Raw genomic sequence first — 24750 nt, forward strand, 5'->3', positions numbered from 1 at the left:
ATTGAATACTCTACAAAATCTTTGAATTATTATAAAGATAATCTGATTTTTGCTAGAGCGATTGATTGCTACATTGTTACGGGCGTGGCCCAGATGATGACTGCTAAATTTAAAAGTGCTGAAGAATGTTTCCTTCTTACGCAAAAATTAGCTAAAGATGTGCGTTTGACACAATATGATGGTATTATTACTCAAAACTTAGGAGCGCTTTATTCTTTAAAGGGAAATCGTGATAAAGCAATCTCTTATTTTATTGAAAGCCTAGAATATTGGGATGATACAGAAGGACATTTAATAACTATTTTTTCAATAGTTAAAGAATATTCAAAAACAGAAAATATTGGCAAGGTTATCGAATGGTGTGAAAAAGGACTTTCTTTAATTGAAAAAGAGTCAATGGAGAAGTACATGTCATTTTTCTATCATTTTAATATATATAAAGTTAAGCACGAGATGGACCTAGCTTCTGATCAAATCATTCTTTCTGCAATCCAGCATTTTGAGACAGTTAAAGATTATCGCTATGCCAATAAATATTCTATTTTACTGGGCAAAATATATAGCGAAAACAGGAAATACAAAAATTCTGCTTTAACTTACCAACAAGCTGTTCTTTACCAATTTAAATTAAAATCTATTAACATACTGGAGGAATTATAATGAAGAAGAAACTACTATTAACTTTCATCGCTGCATTGCTTGTCATGACATTTGCTCAACAAGGTATTACACTGGCGGACAATGTGCTTCCTAGAATTACAAGCATTCAATCACCTACATTCATTGCTCTAAACAACTAATTAAAAAAGCAGAAACTGCCGGGATTTTCATCCCATTGCAGTCTCTGCTTTTTTATTTGATTTGTTTTTTGGATACGCCCTCTGATAAAGAGTCTTTTAGTTGGTTGTGATTTTTACGGCTTTTCGAGGACATGAACTTATAAATTAAGAGGCCAGTGATGAACGCTGGAATGATGAACACAATAACCGTGAGAAAGAAGTCACCTATATTCAATTTGTTTCCCCCTCTCTTTAAGTTTCTATTTATATATAGAATACGCAATATCTCACATTTGTGTTTCAATTATTAACAATTTATTTTTTATACTAAATTGCCCATATAATGGAATGTTAAAAGCCACTCTTCTCATAGAGTGGCTTTCGTATTGTTATCTGTTAAAGAATTTTGTACAACGTGTAAAAATGCATTAATTTCTTCCACAGTTGTCTTGTGATTAAAAGAAACTCTTATAAATCTATTTGCCATATCTCGTTCAAGGCCCATTGCGCTTAAAGCAGAAATTGCTTCCCCATAGCCAATTTTGCAAGCCGTTCCAGTGGAGATGGCAATCTGATGACGATTGCATTCTAGCATCAGCCACTGCCCTTCTACATGTGGCAAAATTAATCCTTGTATAAAAGGAGACTTAGTCGCTGGGTTTCCTACTAAATGGACAGATTCAGGTAGATGAGCCAAGATAAAATCTYGTAAATGACTCGCCTGTTGATAGGCACCATCTTGCTCCGCAAAGGCATATTTTGCCGCGATTGTCGCTGCTACAATTGCTGGGATATCGACTGTGCCAGCTCGAAATCCACTTTGATGCGTGGTACCTTCATAAACAGATTCCCAGTGTACGGACGGGTCTAAATAAACGATTCCTACCCCTTTAGGTCCTCCAATTTTATGCGCTGAGCAAACGACGGACGTTACATTCAATGCACGAACATCCACAGGTATCTTCCCGACTCCCTGCACCATATCGCAATGTATAGGCACGCCAAATTGCTTGGCATGTGTTGCACATGATACAACCGGTTGAATGGCTCCCATTTCCGAGTTGACTAGCTGCATGATGACTAAAGCGGTATTATGTTTCACCGATTTCTTAAACAATGGCAAATCGATTACACCATATTTGTCTACCGGTATGTAGTGAATACGGTAGCCTTCTTTTTCTAATTCGTGCAGTGCGGTTAATACGGACGCATGCTCAAGTTTGGTTGTGACGATATCCCGATATTCAAGAGGTCTTCCTCTTAATAAGGATCGAATTGTCAGTTGATTTCCTTCTGAAGCATTGGCTGTAAAGAAGATCCCTTCCGCCCGTCCATTTAAAAATTTTGCCCACAATTGCTTACAAGATAATAAGTATGCTGCAGCGGTTGAACCTGCATCGTGCAAACTTTGTGTGTTTCCAAAAGCTTTCGTTGCCGCCTCTACATAAGCGTCAATCGCTTCTTTTCTCATTGGGGATGTGGCAGCTGTATCTAAGTAAATCATCAAAAATCACCCATTTTCCTTCCAAAAACGATTTTCTTCTTGTAATCACTGTATCTTTATGTCATTAATAGTGTCAAGACAGCTGTAAACTTTTCGAAAAGTTGGTGTGAAGAATGTTTGATATTTGTATCATCGGTGGTGGAGTCGCAGGGTTAATGCTCGCTCATTCTCTCCCCGCTTCCATGTCCATTGCTATCCTCACAAAAGAAAATCCTTTCACTAGTAATACTGCACTTGCTCAAGGCGGAATTGCAGCATCACTTGCTCCTTATGATTCCCCTGAGACACATGCCGTCGATACAATTCTTGCTACTGCTGATCATGCGCACTATTCACGCGTGGAGCTTCTTGTTCATGAGGGAAAAGTACTCATCGAAAGATTGATGGCACAAGGACTTCCTTTTGATGCTAACTCGCATGGCTTACCCGAACTTGGTCAAGAAGCTGCACACACACAACGGAGGATTTTACATGCTGGTGGAGATCAGACCGGCAAGATGTTAATGCATTATTTGCTCGAACAAACACAAGAAAAAGTTACCCGCCTCCCTTTTCATACCGTACTGCAATTGCAAATTGATGACGGGCAATGTACTGGGGCGTTCGTTAGTGATTCAAATGKTCACAAACATCTTATTAAAGCGAGACATGTTGTTCTTGCGACCGGCGGTATTGGCCAACTTTATAGTCAGACATCCAATTCCCCAGTAGCAACGGGAGATGGGTTATCCCTTGCCTATCATGCAGGTGCTATTTTGGAAGACTTGGAATTTGTTCAATTTCACCCCACCATTTTTACGTTGAATGGAAAATCGTGCGGTCTTATTTCTGAAGCCGTAAGAGGTGAAGGTGCTTTCCTCGTTAATCAAGACGGAATTCGTGTGATGAAGGATGTTCACCCGTTGATGGAACTAGCACCACGGGATATTGTCGCTCGTGTCATTGAGTGGCACTGGCAAAAAAAAGACCCCGTTTATTTGGATGCTCGACATATTTACCGGTTCGATAAAAAATTCCCATCAATCTATGCTAATTGTATGAGTTATGGTGTGAATCCACTTCATGAGTTATTACCTGTTCGTCCAGGCGCTCACTTTCATATGGGTGGCGTACAAACTAATGATGTTGGGGAAACATCCATTCCGCAGCTGTATGCAATTGGTGAAGTAGCTTCTACAGGTGTGCATGGAGCGAATCGTTTAGCTAGTAATTCATTATTGGAAGGTCTTGTTTTTGCAGAACGATTGGCAAAGAGATTGCAAGAAAACGTGATTCGCTCAGGAATTCAACTTGATGAAGAAGTAGATTGTTCATTCATTCAGGTCTCTCCAGCGACTATGCAACTACGAATGACGGAACAAGTCGGAATTATTCGCACGGGAAACGGTCTTGCAGATTATATTCAAGAATTCCCTCTCTCTCGCCTTAACCTTGCAAACTACACAAAAGAAGAAATACAGCTTATTCACCGTTATACAGCTAGCAGTTTAATTGCAAAATCCGCCTTCCTTCGAACTGAAAGCCGAGGAGGTCATTATCGACATGATTATCCAACGTCGGCTGATGAATGGACAGGAAAAGTTATCGAACGTTCCATTCAAAGGGTGTCGACGAGATTACGTGAAATTGAAAGTAAGGAGACTGTAAAATGAATCGTTTAAAAGTAGAAGCTGCGTTAAAAAATTTCTTAATTGAAGATATAGGAGATCGTGACGTGTCCTCAGTTCTCTTCCAGGAATCCAACATCGGCGAGGCCATTGTGCGTCTTAAAGAGGATGGAGTGGTAGCTGGTTTGCAGTGTTTTACATGGGGTTATGGTTTACTGGATAACACAGTGGAAGTAGAACTGTTAAAAAAAGATGGGGATCATGTGGCATCTGGTGAAGCTATTGTTCGATTGAAGGGTCCGATTGCTTCCTTACTGTCAGGAGAACGCGTGCTATTGAATTTAGTTCAGCGAATGAGTGCCATTGCAACTTTGACAGCTAAATGTGTGGAAGCACTTGGCTCATCGCATACACGCATTGTGGATACACGCAAAACGACACCGGGTCTCCGAATGTTTGAAAAATATGCAGTTCGGGCTGGAGGCGGCTTTAATCATCGCATTGGTTTGTACGATGCGGTGATGTTGAAAGACAATCATATCGCTGCGGCGGGTTCCATTACGCAAGCCGTGGAAAAAGTCCGTGCTTTGCTTGGTCATATGGTCATGATTGAAGTGGAGGTAGAAACAGAAGAACAATTACTTGAAGCAATTAAGGCAAAACCACATGTCATCATGTTTGATAATCAAACGCCTGAGACGATGACACGTTGGTCAAAACTTGTGCCAGCTTCCATTCGTACAGAAGCTTCTGGAGGAATTGATTTATATAAACTTTCATCATACCGTCATACTGGAGTCGACGTTATTTCCATTGGCGCACTAACGCATAGTGTCTCAAACATAGATATCAGTATGAATTTAACCGTTTCAAGTAAGGAGGCCGTTTTCGCATGACATCGTTATTAGAAGAATTACAAATTGCTGATCCAATACCTGCCCATTACTTGAACACGCCTGCAAAAGAACTACATGAACGAGCATTGAAGGCTAAGAAGTTATTGGGTGAAAGGTTGTACATTTTGGGGCACCATTACCAAAAAGATGAAGTCATTGCCTTCGCAGACGTGATTGGCGACTCGCTTCAGTTATCGCAAATTGCAGCCAAACAAACGGCCGATTATATTATCTTTTGCGGCGTCCATTTCATGGCGGAAACCGCGGATATATTAACTACTCCAAACCAAGCAGTGATTTTGCCTGATATGAGAGCAGGTTGTTCAATGGCGGATATGGCGAACATTGATCAAACAGAACGTGCCTGGATTGAATTACAAAAATGCTTCGGTGATACAATTGTTCCTTTGACGTACGTCAATTCTACTGCAGCGATTAAAGCATTTGTCGGTCGCAATGGTGGTGCGACGGTAACTTCCTCTAACGCAGAAGAAATGGTGGAATGGGCACTTTCCCAGAAAGAGCGCATGCTATTTTTACCTGATCAGCATTTAGGACGCAACACTGCCGTGAAACTTGGCATTCCTTTGGAAACGATGGCAATTTGGGATCCGATTAAAAACCGGCTGGAATTGCAATGTGCTTTAGAAGACGTTCGAGTAATTCTATGGAAAGGACATTGCTCGGTGCACATGAATTTCTTGCCTAAACACGTGGCAAATTTAAGAGAAAAAGAGCCGGACCGCAAAATTTTAGTCCATCCTGAGTGCACGTATGAAGTGGTTGCCGCATCTGATTATGCTGGTTCCACAAAATACATCATTGATATGATTGAGGCGTCTGAAGTAGGTTCGAAATGGGCAATTGGTACGGAAATGAATTTAGTGAACCGCTTAATCGCTACCTATCCTGACCGTGATATCGTGTCCTTGAATCCCTTTATGTGCCCTTGCCTGACGATGAATCGCATTGACTTGCCCCATTTAACGTGGGCTTTGGAGGAACTCTTGGAAGGTCGCATCATCAACCAAATATCAGTTGATGAAAAAACAGCTGTGGAAGCAACCATGGCTTTGGAGAAAATGCTGTAAATAGAAAAAGAAACGATTCCCCATTGATGGAATCGTTTCTTTTCGTTTTGCTTAATTATTTAGCAAGTGCCTGATCTCTTAAAGAACGACGTAAAATTTTACCCGTCGTGTTTTTCGGTAATTCTGTCAGAAACTCAAAACTACGTGGAATTTTATATTTTGCTAAATGTTCTCCGCAATAGCTGGACAGAGCTACACTGTCGAGACTTTCGTCTTTCACTACCACATAAGCATGGACAGTCTCTCCGAAGTTGGCATCCGGTAGACCAATCACGGCTGCTTCCACGACACCCGGGTGAGCAAATAATACTTCTTCCACTTCTCGTGGGTAAACATTGTAGCCCCCAACAATGACTAAATCTTTCTTGCGGTCCACAATATAGAAATATCCATCTTCATCAATTCTCGCTAAATCACCTGTGTACAACCACCCATCACGGATTGTAGCGGCAGTCTCTTCTGGCATTTTGTAGTAGCCTTTCATCACGTTTGGTCCACGGACAATCAGTTCGCCAACTTCACCAACCCCTACATCTTCGCCAAGTTCATTCACAACCCGATTTTCAACGTTGCTAATTGAAGTCCCAATTGAGCCTACTTTACGATTACGATCTAATGGATTGAAGCAAGTAACGGGTGAAGCTTCTGACAAACCGTATCCTTCCGAAATTTGCACATTGAACTTATCTTCAAAGTTATGCAGCAAGGCAACAGGTAAAGAAGAACCTCCTGAAATCGCCAAACGAATCGTTGAGAAGTCTTCGACATTTGCCTGCGGGAATTGATACAGGAAATTGTACATTGTCGGAACCCCTGCAAAGACAGTTGCTTGCTTTTCCCTCGCTAATTCAAAAACATCTTGCGGGTTAAAGCGAGGCACTAGTAAAATCGTAGCACCTTTTAATAGTGGCGCATTCACGACAACTGTCAGTGCAAATACGTGAAATACAGGTAAAGTTGCGAGCACTTTATCTGATGAGGAAAAGCCTAAATAGTCAGCTGAATCACGTGCATTTGAATACAAGTTTCCGTGCGTTAACATAGCCCCTTTAGGACGACCCGTCGTTCCTGATGTATATAAAATAACGGCATTGTCATTCTGGTCAATATCAACAGGTAAAACTTCAGGTGAAGCAGAGATGACTAGTTGTGTAAAAGATTTCACTTTTCCGCTGAGCCCTTTAGGAAGAGCAGCCAGCTTCTCTTCCGTATCTGGAGAAGTTTCACAAATTACATATGTATGGACGGACGGAAATGCTTCTGCGGCTTTCACAACAAATGGCAAAAGCATATCAAGTGCTATTACTACTCTCGCGTCACTATCTTGAAGGATGTAGGAAATCTCATCAGGTGTATAGATTGGATTGATTGGTATTACTGTAGCTCCCAAACGCATCGTTGCGTAAAGAGAAATCAAGAAGTGTGGTGTATTGCCGAGMAATAATGCGACGTGGTCCCCTTTTTCCACACCTTGTTCACGCAAAGCTGAAGCAAAACAAGCTATCGATTGACCGAATTCTGCATAGGATGTATCTTTCCCCATAAAATGATAAGCCGTTTTAGATGGTTGTTGCAAAGCCGTTTCACGAACCCGAGATACTAAATTCATCTGACTATCCCCTTTGTATTGAATGAATACTCACTCATTATTCAATATATTCATTATATAAGAAATGTTCAGTCAATACAATAAGCACCGTGAACTTTCACGGTGCTCCTGCGGTTACTCGTCGGAAACATTATGCTCCTGCATCGCTTCGCTAGCTTCGAAACATGAAAGTACGTTGGAAACATTATGCTCCTGCAGTTACTCGTCGCAATGATTATGCTCCTGCATCGCTTCGCTAGCTTCGTCGCATAAAATTTTTCCGCTCGCTTCAGAGCGGAAAAATTTTATGCTCGGACATGTGCAATATAACGCCAGCGTATTAAAAAATAATACACGACCTGAATTAATGTGAAACCAATCAATACTAAAATCATTTCACTCAAAATGGATACTTCCGCCAAGTTCCTCCAAATGACTTGCAGTGACAAAAATGAAAATGCACTGTGTAACATCGCAATCCCCCAGGGGAGGAAAAACTGAGGAACCAGTTGACGATTGACGATTTTGATGATTTCCGGTTCGGTCAAGCCCATCCTTTTCAACACATCAAATTGTCGTTTGTCCCGCTCCAGTCCCGTATACAGTTTAAAGTAAACAAAACTTCCGGCTGCCAATAACAAAACGGCTGCAACCATTAACCCTGTAAACAATAACAACGAAAATGTTGCCCGTATAACACTGTAGTTCAATCCTGGATTTTCAAAGTAAAATGGCAGAGTGGTAAAACCTCCATCATAAATTGCGTTCGTCACTTGGGAGTCTATATCTAATCCGATTGATTTTGTACGTTCCCATTCGGCTACATGGAAAGCAAAAAATTTATACGATGAKTCAAGCATTGTTCTTCCTGCAAACGGTTCGTCTATCAATCGATAGTCTATGTCGTCTACTACCACAATGTTTGATCCTATAATCATTGAGGGAAATAACATCTTCGGATACACACCATGGATTTTAATCGGGACATTGCTTTCTTCCAATACAGTCTGAATTTCTTTACCTTTTAAATTGCCGATTGATTCCTCAGAATACGGAATAAACATGGCTTCTCCAGGAGCCAATTCAATGAGTGGCGAACCGAGTGCTAGTGCTAAACTATTGACATCCGACTCTCTTAAAATATCCACCGAGTTCCGTGAAAAGGATGAAGTTTGCTGTTTAATTAAGAACGGCACAAGCGTGTAGGATAACCCCTGCTCTTCCAATTCCTTACGCAATAATGAAATGTGGTCTGATTCATATGGATTATTCATTTCACTCGAATAGATTAGCGAAAGCGGGTTTATTTCACGAAACTGCCCTGTATAGGAAGACAGAGATGTTAATGTTCCAACTGATAAAAAAGCAACAGTCGAAACGATGGTGACGATAAAATACATACGTGCATTTTCACGGAGCTTTACAGCCACTTCCGAAACGGCGATCATGCGATACGGATGCCAGTAAAGAGACTTGCGTTTGCGTACTTGATGAAGCAAAAATAACACACTATGTGTAAAGAAGAAATACGTACCTAGTGCAGCAAGAGGTGGTAAAACAATGGCCAAAGCCAGTACCACATTCATCGATGTAAACGCGGCCGCTCCGTACGCAAACAATAACATGGCAATGCCTAGAATTGCTTTCACTGTCGAGTAACTTTGTAGTTCATCGTTCTTCCAGTAACCACGTATCAGTTCGATTATTTTTTGCTCTCGTATGAACACGACGCTCGTCATCGCAATGATGACGAAAAGACTGAAAAATGCCCCAATTGTCAAGGCAAAGGGCTTAATTGATACATATAAAGGTAAACTTTCCAATTGAAGCAATTCGCGCACAATCATAAAAAAGAATTTGGAAAAGGCATACCCAAAAAAGATCCCGGTTGCTACAGATACAGCACCAATCAACATCGTTTCTAGGAAAATCAATTTATTCAATTGCTTCTTCTCCATACCGAGTTGAAGTAGCAACCCGAACTCTTTGGAACGGGCCTGTAAAAAAGCGCTCATGGAATAGAATAGGAAAAACAGCGTAAATATGTACAATATTATTTCCGCTACAATCATCCCTGAGGCCGCAAATTCCCTTAAAAATTCATCTTCGATTTTCGGATGAAATAGTAACATGGAATACATGAAAAAGACCATGACTGAAAACATACTCGCCATAAAAAAAGCGGCATATATTCGACGATTTCGAATGACATTACGATAGGCGAATTGTCGAAAGGTCATTGACATTGCCTCCTAGCAAAGACAGCACGTTCAAAATACGTTGGAAAAAGGTTTGCCTGCGATTATCGCTATAAATTTCATTAAAAAACTCACCGTCTTTTATGAAAATGACACGGTCACAGTAACTTGCGGCAATTGGATCATGTGTGACCATGAGTATCGTTGTTTTTTGTTCCTGATTTACCTTTGCCAATAGTTCTAGCACATCACGAGAAGCTTTAGAATCCAAGTTCCCGGTTGGCTCATCGGCTAAAATAAAGGCGGGATGATGAATGAGCGCCCGCCCAATCGCAGTCCGTTGTGCTTGTCCTCCAGAAATTTCATTCGGTCGTTTTTCAAGTATTTGTTCCAAGTTCAATTTCTTCGCCAAATCTTCTATACGTCGCTTCATTTCATCTAGTGGAAGTCCATCCAGTGTTAATGGGAGAACCAAGTTTTCTTCCACTGTCAGCATTTGCAATAAATTAAAATCCTGAAAGACAAAACCGAGCTGTCTCCGACGAAAAAGAGCTAGCTCGGTTTTTGACATTTCATCTGGACGTAGCCCATCAATCGTTAGGGTACCTGAAGTTGCCGTATCAATCGTTGAAATTAGATTGAGCAGGGTCGTTTTCCCGCTACCTGACGGGCCCATGACAGCAACAAATTCACCTTTTCCCACTTCAAAACTTATTTGGTTAATTGCACGATGCGTCACTTTCCCCTCGTACACTTTCGTCACTTCGTCCATTTTCAATATGCTCATCTTCTGTTACACCTCGCTTTGCAGCTTCATGTTTATGGAAWAAAACCGATACTGTCGTGCCTTTGCCCTGCTCAGACATTACACTCATTTCATGACCGAGTTTCCCACAAATTTCATTAGCTAAATATAAGCCCATTCCTGTACTTTCTCCTGTTTTCCGACCATTTTCCCCCGTAAAAAAAGCTTTCAAGACGCGGGGAAGATCGGTCGCAGGAATACCGATTCCTTCATCTTGAACAGAAAGGAGAACTTGTCCTTGTTGACAGGTTGCTTGAACATTTACTTTCTTGCCTTCTTCAAACGTGTATTTTACGGCATTCGTGATAAACTGACCGATCACAAATTTCATCCATTTCTCATCTGTTGGCACGATAAATTCATCATCAATCGCAATCACTGGATACACATGATGTGTAATGAACAAGCGTTTATTTTCCGACACTACTTCCGACACCAATGTCTTTAGATGTACTTGTTCAATTTGCATATCCTGTTCAAACGTATCCAAGCGAGCATTCATCAAGACAGAATCAAGTCCGCGCTTCAAGCGGTCAATCTCTTCCTGCATACTTTTCTTATCGACATTGCCATCTTCTTGCAATAGCAATTCCACGACAGATAGAGGTGTTTTCATTTGATGCACCCATTGATTCATGAATTGAAGATGGCGATGCTGGTTGGCGTAGAGTGCCTGAACTTCATTTTGGTACAGTCTATACAAGCCCTGTAAATACGCTTCTATTTGTTGTTGTTCAGGTGATTTCCCATCACGCTGCAAAGCCTCTTCCATGTGCTTGGGTGGAGACAATACTTTTTGATAAAATGCGTATCGCTTCACGAACCGACCAAATAAAAACGATAAAATCAGTAACGTGCTGATGACAACTGAATAAATAGCCGTATCGACATTGCGAAATCCATCCAACCAATACAGCAACATAATAAAGAGCACCATAATCAATTGAAAAATCAAGTAAGCAGCATGTTCTTTCACAAACAGCCGGAAATTCATGACGACTCCTCCGCACTTAATATGAAACGGTACCCAGCCCCTCTTACCGTTTCAATAGTTGAGGTGATTCCGTAGTCCTGTAATTTCTTCCTTACACGCGTCATATTAACGTTCAATGTGTTCTCATCGACAAACGCTTGGTCGTCCCAAAGTTCTTCCAGTAATTGCTCACGAGTGACCACTTTTGGTGCCTGGGTCATTAATAGCTCAAGTATTGTACACTCACGTTTTTGCAGTGGAATTTCTTGCGAAGAAGTATGAAGTTCCATGCGCTCCAAATATAAACAGAGTTTGCCCGTTTTTATCGTTCGTTCTTCTTGTTTCGCTGCATATTCACCGTAAGTTCTTCGTAAATGACTTCTTATTTTGGCTAGGACGATTTCATAGTGGAAAGGTTTCGTGATGAAATCATCCCCACCATTTTCAAGCGCAAACACTTGGTCCATGTCACCAGAACGTGCTGAGATAAAAATAATCGGGCACGTCGTCTTCATGCGGAACTGACGACACCAATAGTATCCATCATAAGAAGGTAAATTAATGTCAAGCAAAATGAGGTGCGGATCGAACGCTTCGAATTCTTCTAAAATCAGTTCAAAGTCTTGAACCGTTTGCACTTCATAATGATATTTACGTAACGTATCGGCAAGCAGCGAGGCGATTTTCCGATCATCTTCAACGATATAAATGCGATGTGTCGACATCTTGACCTCCCCCTTAATATCTTTTTCTTAATTGTACTTAAGAACGGCTCGAAGTGCTACTCTATGTAGATTATTCCGATGAAAGGAGAGAATGGAACAATGGCGTAATTCCAGGTAGACAGTTTGGTGTTCCAGGTAGACAGAATCGCCTTCTAGGTAGATAGTTTTGCCGACCAGGTTGACAGATTAGCCTTCCAGGTTGCACAAAATAGATTTGGACGACCATCCTGCTACCTCTTGTCCATAAAAAAAGCCTGACCGAAGTCAGGCTTTCGTAATGAAAATTAATAAATCAACTGAAGGAATTCTTCTTTTGTAATTCCGCCGAGGTACGTTGAGATTTCCATATCACCTAGCGCGTCAGAAATCGCCGCTTTATCGTAAGTCACACCGATGATTCGCTTCTCGATATCTGCAACATCGCCTACTCCGAAGAAATCACCATAAATATTAGCATCTTCAATGACTCCGTTTTTCACTTGCAATCTCACATCAATTCCACCAGTTGGGAATCTTTCTGAATGTGACATATTGAATGCCGGAGACTTGCCATAATTCCATTCCCAATTTCCATAACGTTTTTTTGATAGGGCTTTGATATTTGCCCAGTCCTCTTCAGTCAATTCAATTGTTTTAACATCTTCTCCACCAAAAATTGAGTGGAGCAATTTCACACGAAACTCTTCAATTGTAATTTGCTTGTCCAAAAACTCGGTAATATTTGCCACTCGACTGCGAATTGATTTAATTCCTTTTGATTCAATTTTGTCCTTGCGTACTTTTAATGCAGAAACCACTGCATCAATTTCAGTATTGAACATTAATGTACCATGACTGAACATACGGCCTTTTGTTGTGAATTGGGCATTTCCAGAAATTTTTCTACCTTCGGCTAAGATATCATTGCGTCCTGACAGTTCTGCATCAACTCCCATCTCTTTCAGCGCATCCACAATTGGTTGCGTAAATTTCTTGAAGTTTCTGAAGCTGTCCCCATCGTCTTTCGTGATGAAACTGAAGTTTAAATTACCCAAATCATGATAAACAGCTCCGCCACCAGATAGTCTGCGTACTACGTGAATACCGTTAATATCTACGTAATCTGTATCGATTTCTTCAATGGTGTTCTGGTTCTTGCCGATAATAATAGCTGGTTCATTGATATAGAACAGAAAGAAAGAATCCTTTTCTATGTCCATTGTTTTTAGTGCATATTCTTCAATCGCCAAATTTATGCGAGGATCTGTAATTCCTTTGTTATCAATAAAATACATGAGGGTATCGCTCCTTTTAGATGTTATTCATATTATATAGGAATATTAGGCGTTTGTGTTGACATTCGTTTAACTGTTATAATACAATACCATATACGATAACAGTACTAGTACAGAAAAAGGAGGTCACCGACATGATTGAGAATGTAGTAGAGTTTTTCAAGAACCTTCCCCCTAAGCAATGTGCCCAATGTGGAGAAAAAATCGAAGAACAGCATGAATGCTACGGTAATACATGCGATAAATGTAATACTATTTAACCTAAAAAAACAGCCGTTCAGGATTTACCTCCTGAACGGCCGTTTTTTTATGCTTCCTGTACTTTTGAATAGCGTCGCTTGAACAAAATGACGAAATAAGTCATCGTGCATGCAGCTGCTGCTATAAAGAATGCCAGCAATATTCCGATATTCCACTGAATAAAGTCAATATCCGTTGAGGAAATCGCAGCTTTGAATCCTTGTACGGAATAGGTCATCGGCAACCATTGGTTAAATATTTGCAATGGTTGCGGAATCATTTCGAGCGGGAACGTTCCTGCACTTGTCACCAGTTGCAAAATAAGAATGATTATGGCGACAAATCTACCACTGTCACCAAGAACTGAGACGAGCAATTGCACGATGGCTAAAAAGGTGAAACTTGTTATGATGGCAATCGCAATAAACCATCCAAGATTTTCTGGATCTAATCCTAATCCAAAAATTAGGATTGCTACCGCAATCAGTGCTTGCACAACGCCAACGATACCGAGAACGGTCATTTTACTCGTTGCCCATGCAAAACCACTTGTCGGTGGGATAGCTGTTTGTACCAGAGGGAAAACGATCGAAATTAGCAATGCTCCCACAAACAATCCAAGTGACAAGAAATATGGCGCAAATCCTGTTCCATAGTTTGGCACGTGATTGACAGCTGATTTTGTTACGCCAACAGGAGAAGAAGCCATGTCAATCGTATCTTCGTTAGCATTTACTGCGCTTGCTACAGTAGAAGCATCTGCAAGTTTTTCTTGTAAAGAAGACGTACCTTCAGCTAGTTTCGCTGTCCCATCAACAAGCTGAGTGGATCCAGCAGCAAGTTCTCCAGATTTTGATGCAATTTGTGATGTACCTGAAGTTAACTCGTTCGAACCTTGAACAAGTTGTTGCAACCCGTTTGAAAGTTCATTACTGCCCGTAGAGGCACTTGCCAACCCGTTTTTCAAATCTCCCAACTTAGTCGAAAGGGTGTCACTTCCAGTTGCTAAAGATGCAGCCCCTGTATTTAATGCTTCGGAAGATTGAGTTAAGGTAGACAATCCATTCGCAAGCTCCTGATGACCTGTAGCTAATTTCTCTGCACCAGATGATGCTTGACTCATGCCGCCGCTTAGCTGTTCTGTTCCGACTTGTAACTCACCTAAACCTTGAGAAACTTGTGAACTTCCTTGTTGTAGTTGCTCAAGTGCCCCTTTCAAAGCGGTTTGTTGCTCTTTTGGAAGGGATGCGAGAATCGGAGCCATTTGTTCAGATAAAGTCTCTAAACCAGCTGTTACTTGAGTAGACCCCCCTGCCAATTTTCCAACAGATTGATTCGTCATGGAGGCACCTTGTTGCAGTTGGCTTAGCGCTTCATTGAGTTGCTGTTCTTTTTCATTTGCCGCCGCTAATCCATTTGATACTTTTGCGACACCTTGCGTATAAGACGCAACTCCATCTTGCAGTTGGCCTGCTCCATCTGCTGCTTTACCAGCACCTTGTTGTAACTGACCCGCTCCTGCTGTAAGTTTCCCAAGTCCTTCATTTAATTCTGTTGCTCCATTTGATGCTTTTACGGCTCCTGAAGCAAGTGCAGTTGACCCATCAGCCAATTGTACCGATCCGCTTGCCAATTGTTCCAAGTAACCTTTCAAATCCGTCGCTCCAGAAGAAAGACTATCTGCTCCAGCCGTTAATTTCTCAGCTCCGTCTGCAGCCTCCCCATACCCATTGCCCATTTTAGAAATGGAAGCGAAAAGATTTTCAGAGTAACTAGCGACGACTTGTTTATTTACTTCTGCACGAATTTGTTCAATTGCTGACTCACCAATTTGTGCGGATAAGAAATTAAACCCTTCGTTCGGTTTGTATTCAATCATCAATTTTTCAGGTTTCTCATCTAAAAGTGTCGTTGCATGTTGAGAAAAATTCGAAGGAATCTCAATTACCATATAATAGTCTTGATTTTTCAGAGCTTCTTCTCCCTGTTTTTTTGACACTTCCACAAAATGGAACTCTTGACTATCTACCAGGTTCTTCGTGAGATCCTTCCCGACTGTTATGCGTTCCCCATCCAATTCAGCTCCCGCATCCTCATTAACTATTGCTACTGGCAGTTCATTTAACTGTTCATAGGGATCCCAAAACGCCCATAAGAACATCCCCGCATACAATACCGGAATGAATAAAACCGCTAGGATCGGAACAAGTAATTTACGGTTCTTAACAATGTTTAGAAATTCTTGTTTTATCATCTAATTTCCTCCTAATACTTATTGACCAAATTTCTCAATCGGTCATTTTGTTTCAAAAAAAGAGTCTCACTTAATGAGACTTCGGAATATAGTGTCACGAAATACATCCACTATTTTTTCTTCCGGCAACGCTTGCTCATGAGTCTTTTGCCAATCAACAGCAAAGGCCATATAGGCTTTAAAAATTAAATAGGCGACTAGTTCAACATCAACTACTCTTATTTCATTCTTGGCAATCGCCCGCTCGATATGCTCTGCAATATAGCGTACAATTTCTTGTTCAACCTTTACAAGAACAGCCTGAACGACTGGCGTTTTCATATCTTTTTCTTCAGCAATCAACTTTGCAAGTAAAGCGTGTCGCTCCCGGAATTCCAGCATTTTCATTAATACGAGATGGGCATTTTTCTGGAAAGAGCACTGATCCGAAATGATGGCATCTTTTTCTGCCTTCATTTCATTAATCATCGTAAAGGCAATTTCATGAAACAATTCTTCTTTATTTGCAAAAAATGTATAAATCGTCCCTTTTCCTACATTTGCAACCTTCGCCACTTGATCCATGGTGGTCGCTTTATAACCAAATAAAGAAAATGATTTAGTTGCTGCTTCTAAAATTTCATGTCTGCGATCCAATTCTTTCACCTCACCTCATAAAATTGACTAAAAAACCATATTGGTCATCTAGTCATAATCATAATAGATTCTTATGTTTTTTACAATAGGCAATTCATTACTGTCATTATTTGTTCATAAATCATTAATCCTTCTTAATATATAGTATGAACTGATAATGGCTAAAATGGTTGCAATAATGGAGCGAATGAATAGACTCATAATGCCATCAGCACCAAAAGGATGGAAAATCATAATCTTCAACAGAAAATCAAAACACCAGATTAAAATGATGAAAATCATAAATTTCATAATAAGATACATAGTTTTCCCACCTACTATTACAATTTCTGATAGATTTACTAAACACTATAATACAATTTAAAGAGCTTTTTTAAAAAAGCCCTTACTTTCAACAATTGAAAAAACACAAAACAGATTAGAGCCAACTATTATAATCAACTTTTATCTGGATTAACTTCCTATGATTCTAATCCTAACCGGAACTCGTGACGACAAAGGTTGAACAAATAAAGGGAAAAATTCTCAAATCATTACCCAAATTCACTCAATTCCTCACAATCCATTGCTTAAATTCCATCCCAATAAAAATACATTTGTGTTCTGTAAACTTAAACTTATCTTCTATTAGTTACCTACGATAAGTGAAGGTCTATATGTAAAAATTCGAATGCCTAAACTCATAGTCACCTACTACATACAATGTAAAAAACAAAAGGATGTTTGTGAATTGAAAGTTCTTGTCACGGGAAAAGCCGGATTTATTAGTTCCCATTTATTTGACGCGTTCATTTTGTCAGGAGTAAGTAGGGCGAAAAAATCTTCCATCAATGAGCTTTTAAAGTTACTGGCAGATATTAATGGTATTAATATGCAACCACTCCATACTGCTTCTCCGGATGTAGATATCAAACATAGTTGTCTTTTTAATAAAAACGCACATCAAGGGCTATATTGGGATCCTCTCGTTAAAATCCAAAAGGGAATGAATGATACCTATGCTTTTATCAATCTAATTGACTGTACATTTCTAGGTCCTTTCAATTTTCATTCCGATAGGAGTGGAGGATTTGACGCAAAATAACGAGTCATCAAGCCAGTTCCCGCTAAATGCTATACCATTGGGGAAACCGAGGATTTTAATTACAGGAGCAAATGGATTTACGGGGAAACACGCATGCCAATACTTTATGAATGAGAACTATCATGTGATTGCAGTAACGAGAATGGCAACCAATCAAATTTCAAATCGCTTAATAACCTATGAAAAATGTGAACTTACAGATAAACAGGCAGTTAAAATGCTAATCAAAAAAACAAAACCCGATTTTCTTCTTCATTTGGCAGGTCAGAACCATGTTGAAGCATCCTGGAGTGATCCACTTGGCTCTCTCGAGGCAAATGTTTTCTCTACTGCATATTTATTGGAAGCCCTGCGAAATGAAGAATCTGATTGTAGAATTGTAGTTGTTGGATCCTCGCTGGAATTCAATCCTGCCGACTTCTCCGCTCCTCACCATCCCTATGCTTTATCAAAAACTCTTCAAACATTGATTGCACAGTCCTGGGAAATGCTTTATGGAATGAATGTTATTATCGCAAAGCCTTCTAATCTTATCGGTCCGGGCATTTCTTACGGGCAATGCTCAATCCTTGCAAAAAAAGTAGTTGAAATGGAATTCACTAATGCCGAAAAAATACTTAAAGTAATTAACTTACATGCGAGACTCGATTTTTTGGATGTTAGAGATGCTATTTTGGCGTACGATACATTATTTCAAAAAGGTATTCCTGKCAAAATGTATGCTATATCGTCTGGAAAATACAAGTACTTAAAAGACCTGATAAATGCTCTCCGTCTTTATTCTTCTGTTGAATTTGAGATTCAAACATTGGGCAATTACCTTGAAGTAGTTAAACCTCTTAGACCTAATTCAATCAATAAACTTGGATGGCAACCTAGCATATCATTTGAGGAGTCAATACAGGACATTCTATCGTATTATCGCGATGTTTCACTTGGTTTTTCATAACTTTTTTGTGAATATAGCAGGTACTATTATCCTTGTACTCTCTGCTTAATCAAAAGGCTCCGTTTACTTTTACTATTGATTATTTATAGAGGAAATCCGCACCCTTTCGTGAACTACGTAGAAAAGATTTAGGCCAAAGGTTATTTGGTCATGACCATTCCTCCGAAGCTATCGCAGCGAAAATTGGTATTTTATACCACTCTAATCTTTTATAATAACTCTACAATAAACGTAAACAAAAGGACAACTCCGAGGAGTTGCCCTTTCACATTCATTTATTTAACAAACAAGTCATCCAAAACTTCACTGACAGCGGCTTTCCCTTGATCGACACAATCAGGCAGTCCAAGTCCTTCATAAGAACTTCCTGCTAGCTTAATCATTGGAAAACGCTCTTGAATCTCTCTTTTCGCTTTAGCCACGCGCTCTTTATGCCCTACCACATATTGGGGAGAAGCATTTCTCCATCGAGTGACGACAGAAAATAGAGGTTCTTGATCAATGTTAATCGTTTTGCGTAAGTCCGAGAGAACGATTTTTTCAAGTTCGCTGTCTGATAATTCAACCGCAGACTCATCGCCTGCCCGACCAACAAATCCTCGAAGCAATACATGCCCGTCTGGTGTTGTTGTTGGCCACTTACGATGTGTCCACGTACAGGCAGTGATGGAGTAATCACTGTTTCGAGACACTAAGAAGCCAGTGCCTTCTTTATCTTGTTTGACTGCTTCTTCTTTAAAAGCCAGTGCAACAGTCGCCACTGAAGTAGCAGGCATTTCCTCGAAATCAGCCATCAATCCGTGCTCTTCAAATAATGGCAGAGCGGCGAGATGTGGTGTTGCAAAAATCAATTGATCGAGAAGCATTTCTGAATCGTTGTTTAGGAACAAATTCACTTGTTCCCCAACTCGTTCGAAACGTTCCACACGAACACCCTTCATAACTGAACCTGGTTCAAGCTGTGCTTCAATTGCTTCCACAACAGTTTCCAATCCATTTTTGAATGTACGGAAAATACCTTCTTTTGACTTAACAAGCGGCTGTTTTGGTGTCGTTTTTTTCGAACCGATTATCAAACTTCGATGTTCCTGTTCCAGTTTATAAAACTGGGGAAACGTAGCCTGAAGGCTCATTTTATCAATGTCTCCTGAGTAGATGCCTGATAATAAAGGTTCAATTAAATTTTCAACCACTTCACCGCCGAAACGTCTACGTAAGAATTGTCCAACCGACTGATCTCCGTTAACAGAGGACTTAGGTAAAATAAAATCTCCAGCCGCGCGAAATTTCCCACTCCATGAGAACAATCCTGAGGTGACGAAAGGCGATATTTGTGTAGGGATGCCCATGACAGACCCTCCAGGAATTGGGTGCAGCCCGTCATTGACCAGAATATATGCCTGTCCAGTTGCATTGCTGACAAGTTGGTCACTGATGCCAAGATCCTCGGCTAAAATGCCAAAGCTTTTTTTACGTGCCAAAAACGAGTCAGGTCCCCGTTCAATGACAAATCCATCTTTACGGACTGTTTGGATTTTCCCTCCGAGTCGATGGGAAGCTTCTATCAAAACTACTTCAAGAGGATACCCTTTTTCTTTCGCTTCTTTCTGCAAGTAATATGCAGCTGCCAATCCAGTAATTCCCCCACCAACTATCGCTACTTTTCGTTTTCCTTGAGACACAGTCATCATCACTTTCGATTTCAGTTTCCTTATTTTTTATCTAAATGTTTCAATACAACATCGGACATAGCATCAATAAATAATGGTTGTGTGTTAGGCATTTCAGGTCGGTAGTAATTGGCACCGATTTCATCAGTCACCACTTTACACTCATAATCATTGTCGAATAACACTTCTAAATGATCTGCGACAAACCCTACTGGCGTATAGACAAATGTAGAATAGCCTTTTTGTTCGTGCAATTCATGAGTAAGGTCTTGAACGTCTGGTCCAATCCAAGGTTCTGGCGTTTGACCAGCACTTTGCCAACCGACTTCGTAGTTTTCAATAGCAGCTGATTGCGCGATTAAGTTGGCCGTTTCTTTTAATTGATCTGGATATGGATCGCCATTTGCGATAATTTTTTCAGGTAATGAGTGTGCAGAAACGATTAAACAAGCTTTTTCACGTTGTTCTGCCGACATCGAATTGAAAGTTTCGGAAACCTTTTCAGACCAATACTGAATGAATTTTGGTTCATCGTACCAACTCTCTACTGAAGTGATCTGTAGACTACCTAATTTTTCAGCAGTTTCTTGTACACGTCCGTTATACGACTTAATCGAGAATGTTGAGAAATGAGGTGCAAGTACAATGGAAACCGCTTCTGTGATTCCATCTTTATGCATTTGCTCCACGGCATCTTCAACAAACGGTTCAATATGTTTTAACCCAATGTATAATTTGAATTCAATTTCGTCTTGAACGGCATTCAAACGGTCACGAAGTGCAGTCGCTTGGTCGTCTGTAATTTTTGCCAAAGGAGAAATTCCACCGATTGCACGATAGCGGTCTCTTAAATCGATAAGAGCTTCTGGACTTGGCGGACGACCATGACGAATATGTGTATAATAACGCTCTAAATCTTCTTCTTTATAGGGCGTACCGTAAGCCATCACAAGCAGTCCCATTGTTTTTTTAGTCAACTTGATCACCTCGTTCATTAATTTACAATCTTCATTTTGCTAGGTTCAATTTCATTGCGCGAACTTGTAAGCCTTATGAATGTGCTTTGATTTGTGCACGGCTGTATTCATGGACAAATGACGTCAATCGTTTTAATGTATCTGGATTTACTTCAGGGAATACGCCATGTCCTAAATTGAAAATGTGTGAAGGATGAGCAATTCCTTGATCGATGATTTCTTTAGCACGTTCTTCAATGACAGACCAATCTGCCAACAAAAGAGATGGGTCCAAGTTTCCTTGAAGCGTTTTTGTTAAGCCCATTGCTCGAGCTTCTTTGATTGATAAGCGCCAGTCTAGACCTACTACGTCCACTGGCAGATCATGCCACTCTTTTGCTAAATGACTTGCACCAACACCAAATGTCGTTACAGGTACACCTTGTTCTTTAATAGCAGTAAAAATTCGTGTCATTATCGGTTTGATGAAAATACGGTAATCTTCAATATTCAATGCGCCAACCCATGAATCAAAAATTTGAATGGCTTTAGCACCAGCATCGATTTGTGCTTTAGTATAAATGATAATCATATCAGCAAGCTTGTCCATTAATGCAAACCACGCTTGAGGCTCAGAGACCATGAATGCTTTCGTTTTGTTGTAATTTTTAGAAGGACCGCCTTCAATCATGTAACTTGCAAGTGTGAACGGAGCTCCAGAGAAACCGATTAACGGAACATCCAGTTGTTCTTCAGTCAAAATTTTGATGGTTTCAAGAACAAATGGGATGTGATCTTGAGGCGAAAGTTCACCAAGTTTTTCTACATCTTGCACTGTGCGAATCGGATTAGAAATAACAGGACCCACGCCTGATTTGATTTTCACATCAACGCCGATTCCTGGAAGTGGTGTCACGATATCTTTATATAAAATCGCGGCATCCACATTGTAATTTTCAACCGGTAAGCGTGTGACGTATGCACAAAGTTCTGGTTGATGCGTGATTTCTTCTAAAGAATATTTTTCTTTAATTTTGCGATATTCCGGTTGTGAACGTCCTGCTTGACGCATATACCATACAGGTGTGTAATCTACTTTCTCGCCTCTCGCTGCGCGTAAAAAAGTGTCGTTAATCTGTCTCATGAATTTCCTTCCTGCCTTTCAACATTACATATTTGGGGTCGTCCTTGTTATATTCGTTCTAAATATAGACGTTCTCTACACTATTGTATAGATTTCAAGTGCAATTGTCATAGAATTGTCTTGATTCAACGACACTCTTTTGACAAAGTGTTGTTTTGAGCACTTTTAACTGGGGAAGATTATAATGTACATATAGAATGGAGGGATTTTGAGTGAATATTTATTTGACGTCAGGTACACCTGAATTCATGAATTCTTTAAAGGAAAAACATGCGGGAGAAAAGATGGTCGTCCTACACGGACAAGGAAATGCAGTGCTACTTCATGAAACAAGTGGCAAAACAGTTTTTCAAACACCGCGTAAGTATGAAGTCATCGACTCTTCAGGTGAATTAAGTGACCAGGGCTACTTCGTTTTCAACAATATCCCAGTAACGGAAGAAGGTCGCCCGATTTTTGAACACCGATTCACAAATCGTCCGCGTGCTATTGAAAATGAGCCAGGATTTATTGCAATCCGCGTATTGCGTCCAGTCGGTTCGGACACATACATCATTTTGACGGAATGGACTGGTGCAGGCTCATTCGAAGCTTGGCAGAATTCACAAGCTTATAACAAGGCACATGAAAAACGCGGTACCGATGAAGGCATCGACAAACGTCCAAATATCTTCTCAAGTGCTTCTTATGTTACAACTTATAAAACTGCAAAAAAGACAGACGAAGCTTAATAATATTGAAAAGCGCCTATTCCCAAGGGAACGGCGCTTTTTTGATGGCTATGGATTTCTTAATAATAATTTCGTGAAATTTTTATCGCTCAAATTAGAGGATTTATCAATCAAACTAGAAATTTATCGCTCAAACTCGGTCCACAAGCAAGTTAACTTTCTTGAGAAATCGTTTAAAACCCTACATGTTAGCCATTAAACGTTTGGCAATTTGTTGATATTCATCCGGCCCAATTCCTGGCGCGAATTCTTCAGGTAAATCGTCAAGATCCGGAATTGGTCCACCTTTAGGAATGCCATCTTGTACAACAAGTGGCTGACCATTACTCGGATTATCGCCTTTCCAGATAGAGCGGATATCTTTATACTGCCCTTCATCATTCCATGTAAAGAGAACATTTCCTAACCCACGATCTTCAAATTTTACCGCATGATCAAATGACCGATTATCCAGATTCGGTATTGGAAGCATTCTTGTTAAATCAACACCAGTGGCCATTTCAATTGCTTTCGCATACGCAAGTACGTGTGTACCGCCTCGTACTAATAGATATCCAATCATTTCTCTCGCTGTTTCGTGACTCGTCATTTCATAAACGCGCATTTTATGGGTTCTTGCTCCACATTCCAAGAAGAAATTATGCAACAGATCCAGCACCAAGTTTCCGCTAGAAAACACATGGTCACCGCGCCATGGATTACCCATGGAATCCCCTGCCATCGAAGTTTGGGCGGTTGCTATGAGCGCGTACGTATTTCGTAAATCTTTACCATTCTGCAATGGTGTCAAATCAGGATCACCTGCAAAGGAAATACCTTTGTTCAAGATATTGATGGTATTGGATACCAGCTCAACATGTCCAAATTCTTCAGCGGTAATACTTGCGACTAAGTCATAAAATGGTTTAAATTTCGTTTTTTGACGAAAATTGAATGACTGATACATATAGTTATTCAAAGTCGACATTTCTCCGAATTTACCACCCAAAAGTTCTTGAACGGCTGCGGCAGCGTTTGCATCGCCATATTCGGGTACAGGCAACTCGATTGCCAGCCTATTTACGCGTTTAAACATGGAATCTCCTTCTCTCAAATTTGATAATTAAACGAATTCGACTCTTCCCGTTTATGTTTATGACTCCCAGTAAGTGAATATGTTCAATTATTATTTATGAGAAGCTGGAGACACCCAAATAATTTGTTGGATACGAACGTAAAATGGTGTTCCATTTTTTTCTACTACGATATGATCGGGCACAACCTCTTTAAGTACACCTGTGACCACACTGTTATTTGATAATTGAACAACAATTTTTCCTCCTACAGCTGATGTTAACGTCTGGTACACAAAAGGATCAAAATTGCTGACAAATTCTACGGACTGTTGTTGATCATCCATTCACGCCACACTCCTTTCAATCAATACCCATATTGTATGGATGGGGTGTGGCAAAGGTGATATGAAATTTCCAATCCTCGAAATTTGAAATGTCCATTGTAACAGGTTTATTCTGACTTCATTTCCCTCATTCGTAATTCTGCCAGATGCTTTAGCTCATTCGAACGGGATTCAATAAATCCTTGCATGTACTTTTCCAAAAACAGTTTATCTGCCACGCGCCCAATGATGCCGAATGGTGCATGAT

At 40.3% G+C, this 24750-nt stretch carries 25 protein-coding genes; 9 read left to right on the forward strand and 16 right to left on the reverse strand.

The features are described from left to right. Together AC1DSL_RS10340 and AC1DSL_RS10345 are read left to right on the forward strand one after the other, a co-directional pair. Positions 1–660 (forward strand): tetratricopeptide repeat protein (locus AC1DSL_RS10340; RefSeq protein WP_477532098.1); only part of this gene is annotated, 660 nt, incomplete at its 5' end. Continuing rightward, positions 660–800: a hypothetical protein gene (locus tag AC1DSL_RS10345; RefSeq protein WP_477532099.1), complete on the forward strand. Its 141-nt coding sequence runs from the start codon at positions 660–662 to the stop codon at positions 798–800. The genes AC1DSL_RS10340 and AC1DSL_RS10345, both read left to right, overlap by 1 nt. Before the next feature lie 52 nt (positions 801–852). Here the strand turns inward: AC1DSL_RS10345 and AC1DSL_RS10350 are convergent, their stop codons facing one another. Together AC1DSL_RS10350 and AC1DSL_RS10355 are read right to left on the reverse strand one after the other, a co-directional pair. Beyond that, positions 853–1014 (reverse strand): hypothetical protein, encoded by a 162-nt coding sequence (locus tag AC1DSL_RS10350; RefSeq protein WP_477532100.1) that lies wholly within the window; start codon positions 1012–1014, stop codon positions 853–855. Positions 1015–1146: 132 nt separating this feature from the next. After that, positions 1147–2283, reverse strand: a complete 1137-nt coding sequence (locus tag AC1DSL_RS10355; RefSeq protein ID WP_477532101.1) for an IscS subfamily cysteine desulfurase — start codon at positions 2281–2283, stop codon at positions 1147–1149. 113 nt (positions 2284–2396) lie between these two features. Here AC1DSL_RS10355 and nadB point away from each other — a divergent pair, with 113 nt between their 5' ends. The 3 genes from nadB to nadA are packed head-to-tail and all read left to right on the forward strand — an operon-like array spanning position 2397 to position 5877. Then, positions 2397–3935: an L-aspartate oxidase gene (nadB, locus tag AC1DSL_RS10360; protein ID WP_477532102.1), complete on the forward strand. Its 1539-nt coding sequence runs from the start codon at positions 2397–2399 to the stop codon at positions 3933–3935. After that, positions 3932–4786: a carboxylating nicotinate-nucleotide diphosphorylase gene (gene nadC, locus AC1DSL_RS10365; protein ID WP_477532103.1), complete on the forward strand. Its 855-nt coding sequence runs from the start codon at positions 3932–3934 to the stop codon at positions 4784–4786. The genes nadB and nadC overlap by 4 nt, the downstream gene beginning before the upstream one ends. Next, the gene (gene nadA, locus AC1DSL_RS10370; protein WP_477532104.1) at positions 4783–5877 is read left to right on the forward strand and encodes a quinolinate synthase NadA; all 1095 of its coding nucleotides are present in this window, start codon (positions 4783–4785) and stop codon (positions 5875–5877) included. The genes nadC and nadA overlap by 4 nt, the downstream gene beginning before the upstream one ends. Positions 5878–5932: 55 nt before the next feature. Here the strand turns inward: nadA and AC1DSL_RS10375 are convergent, their stop codons facing one another. From AC1DSL_RS10375 to AC1DSL_RS10400, 6 genes are all read right to left on the reverse strand, one after another. Next, entirely contained in the window at positions 5933–7486 is a 1554-nt protein-coding gene (locus AC1DSL_RS10375; RefSeq protein WP_477532105.1) for a fatty acid--CoA ligase family protein, read from the reverse strand. A 284-nt stretch (positions 7487–7770) separates the two neighbouring features. Then, positions 7771–9705, reverse strand: a complete 1935-nt coding sequence (locus AC1DSL_RS10380; protein WP_477532106.1) for an FtsX-like permease family protein — start codon at positions 9703–9705, stop codon at positions 7771–7773. Continuing rightward, complete coding sequence (locus tag AC1DSL_RS10385; RefSeq protein WP_342543085.1) at positions 9677–10450, reverse strand: ABC transporter ATP-binding protein; 774 nt, start codon at positions 10448–10450, stop codon at positions 9677–9679. Before AC1DSL_RS10385 ends, AC1DSL_RS10380 begins: the two co-directional genes overlap by 29 nt. Then, entirely contained in the window at positions 10383–11462 is a 1080-nt protein-coding gene (locus AC1DSL_RS10390) for a sensor histidine kinase (RefSeq protein WP_477532107.1), read from the reverse strand. The genes AC1DSL_RS10385 and AC1DSL_RS10390 overlap by 68 nt, the downstream gene beginning before the upstream one ends. Further along, positions 11459–12166, reverse strand: coding sequence for a response regulator transcription factor (locus AC1DSL_RS10395; protein WP_477532108.1), 708 nt, complete (start codon positions 12164–12166; stop codon positions 11459–11461). The genes AC1DSL_RS10390 and AC1DSL_RS10395 overlap by 4 nt, the downstream gene beginning before the upstream one ends. Positions 12167–12450: 284 nt before the next feature. Next, entirely contained in the window at positions 12451–13440 is a 990-nt protein-coding gene (locus AC1DSL_RS10400) for a lipoate--protein ligase (RefSeq protein WP_477532109.1), read from the reverse strand. Positions 13441–13574: 134 nt separating this feature from the next. Between AC1DSL_RS10400 and yhfH the strand changes: the two genes are divergently transcribed. Continuing rightward, positions 13575–13700, forward strand: a complete 126-nt coding sequence (gene yhfH, locus AC1DSL_RS10405) for a protein YhfH (RefSeq protein WP_016429141.1) — start codon at positions 13575–13577, stop codon at positions 13698–13700. 47 nt (positions 13701–13747) lie between these two features. On the opposite strand, the gene AC1DSL_RS10410 is transcribed toward yhfH, so the two are convergent. The 3 genes from AC1DSL_RS10410 to AC1DSL_RS10420 all read right to left on the reverse strand — a co-directional run bounded on the left by AC1DSL_RS10410 (position 13748) and on the right by AC1DSL_RS10420 (position 16873). Then, positions 13748–15934: a YhgE/Pip family protein gene (locus AC1DSL_RS10410; RefSeq protein ID WP_477532110.1), complete on the reverse strand. Its 2187-nt coding sequence runs from the start codon at positions 15932–15934 to the stop codon at positions 13748–13750. 66 nt (positions 15935–16000) lie between these two features. Further along, entirely contained in the window at positions 16001–16570 is a 570-nt protein-coding gene (locus AC1DSL_RS10415) for a TetR/AcrR family transcriptional regulator (RefSeq protein WP_016429143.1), read from the reverse strand. 114 nt (positions 16571–16684) lie between these two features. Beyond that, the gene (locus tag AC1DSL_RS10420; RefSeq protein WP_016429144.1) at positions 16685–16873 is read right to left on the reverse strand and encodes a hypothetical protein; all 189 of its coding nucleotides are present in this window, start codon (positions 16871–16873) and stop codon (positions 16685–16687) included. Between the two features lie 427 nt (positions 16874–17300). Here AC1DSL_RS10420 and AC1DSL_RS10425 point away from each other — a divergent pair, with 427 nt between their 5' ends. Next, positions 17301–17654, forward strand: a complete 354-nt coding sequence (locus AC1DSL_RS10425) for a hypothetical protein (protein ID WP_477532111.1) — start codon at positions 17301–17303, stop codon at positions 17652–17654. Continuing rightward, positions 17632–18603 carry an NAD-dependent epimerase/dehydratase family protein gene (locus AC1DSL_RS10430; RefSeq protein WP_477532112.1) on the forward strand — a complete coding sequence of 324 codons (972 nt, stop codon included), beginning with the start codon at positions 17632–17634 and terminating at the stop codon, positions 18601–18603. The genes AC1DSL_RS10425 and AC1DSL_RS10430 overlap by 23 nt, the downstream gene beginning before the upstream one ends. Positions 18604–18878: 275 nt before the next feature. Here AC1DSL_RS10430 and hemY read toward each other — a convergent pair whose 3' ends face one another. The 3 genes from hemY to hemE form a co-directional block, all read right to left on the reverse strand. Then, positions 18879–20291 (reverse strand): protoporphyrinogen oxidase, encoded by a 1413-nt coding sequence (hemY, locus tag AC1DSL_RS10435; RefSeq protein WP_477532115.1) that lies wholly within the window; start codon positions 20289–20291, stop codon positions 18879–18881. Between the two features lie 23 nt (positions 20292–20314). Next, positions 20315–21250 (reverse strand): ferrochelatase, encoded by a 936-nt coding sequence (hemH, locus tag AC1DSL_RS10440; protein ID WP_477532113.1) that lies wholly within the window; start codon positions 21248–21250, stop codon positions 20315–20317. Positions 21251–21323: 73 nt separating this feature from the next. Next, positions 21324–22373, reverse strand: a complete 1050-nt coding sequence (gene hemE, locus AC1DSL_RS10445) for a uroporphyrinogen decarboxylase (RefSeq protein ID WP_477532114.1) — start codon at positions 22371–22373, stop codon at positions 21324–21326. A 212-nt stretch (positions 22374–22585) separates the two neighbouring features. On the opposite strand from hemE, the gene AC1DSL_RS10450 reads away from it, so the two are divergent. Beyond that, complete coding sequence (locus tag AC1DSL_RS10450) at positions 22586–23104, forward strand: antibiotic biosynthesis monooxygenase family protein (RefSeq protein WP_342543078.1); 519 nt, start codon at positions 22586–22588, stop codon at positions 23102–23104. A gap of 181 nt (positions 23105–23285) precedes the next feature. On the opposite strand, the gene AC1DSL_RS10455 is transcribed toward AC1DSL_RS10450, so the two are convergent. Then, the gene (locus AC1DSL_RS10455) at positions 23286–24179 is read right to left on the reverse strand and encodes a manganese catalase family protein (RefSeq protein ID WP_016429151.1); all 894 of its coding nucleotides are present in this window, start codon (positions 24177–24179) and stop codon (positions 23286–23288) included. Positions 24180–24269: 90 nt separating this feature from the next. After that, a complete protein-coding gene (locus AC1DSL_RS10460) occupies positions 24270–24503 on the reverse strand; it encodes a DUF2642 domain-containing protein (RefSeq protein ID WP_016429152.1) in 234 nt (77 codons plus the stop codon). Positions 24504–24750 lie beyond the last annotated feature (247 nt).

The sequence above is a fragment of the Paenisporosarcina sp. P4_D4 genome (assembly GCF_056401835.1).

Coding starts and splice junctions, on each gene's coding strand:
- AC1DSL_RS10410 (WP_477532110.1), bottom strand. CDS start 15,934: ATGATAAAACAAGAATTTCTAAACATTGTTAAGAACCGTAAATTACTT.
- AC1DSL_RS10460 (WP_016429152.1), bottom strand. CDS start 24,503: ATGGATGATCAACAACAGTCCGTAGAATTTGTCAGCAATTTTGATCCT.
- AC1DSL_RS10385 (WP_342543085.1), bottom strand. CDS start 10,450: ATGAGCATATTGAAAATGGACGAAGTGACGAAAGTGTACGAGGGGAAA.
- hemE (WP_477532114.1), bottom strand. CDS start 22,373: ATGAGACAGATTAACGACACTTTTTTACGCGCAGCGAGAGGCGAGAAA.
- AC1DSL_RS10345 (WP_477532099.1), top strand. CDS start 660: ATGAAGAAGAAACTACTATTAACTTTCATCGCTGCATTGCTTGTCATG.
- hemY (WP_477532115.1), bottom strand. CDS start 20,291: ATGACTGTGTCTCAAGGAAAACGAAAAGTAGCGATAGTTGGTGGGGGA.
- nadA (WP_477532104.1), top strand. CDS start 4,783: ATGACATCGTTATTAGAAGAATTACAAATTGCTGATCCAATACCTGCC.
- AC1DSL_RS10420 (WP_016429144.1), bottom strand. CDS start 16,873: ATGTATCTTATTATGAAATTTATGATTTTCATCATTTTAATCTGGTGT.
- nadC (WP_477532103.1), top strand. CDS start 3,932: ATGAATCGTTTAAAAGTAGAAGCTGCGTTAAAAAATTTCTTAATTGAA.
- AC1DSL_RS10455 (WP_016429151.1), bottom strand. CDS start 24,179: ATGTTTAAACGCGTAAATAGGCTGGCAATCGAGTTGCCTGTACCCGAA.
- AC1DSL_RS10395 (WP_477532108.1), bottom strand. CDS start 12,166: ATGTCGACACATCGCATTTATATCGTTGAAGATGATCGGAAAATCGCC.
- AC1DSL_RS10400 (WP_477532109.1), bottom strand. CDS start 13,440: ATGTATTTTATTGATAACAAAGGAATTACAGATCCTCGCATAAATTTG.
- yhfH (WP_016429141.1), top strand. CDS start 13,575: ATGATTGAGAATGTAGTAGAGTTTTTCAAGAACCTTCCCCCTAAGCAA.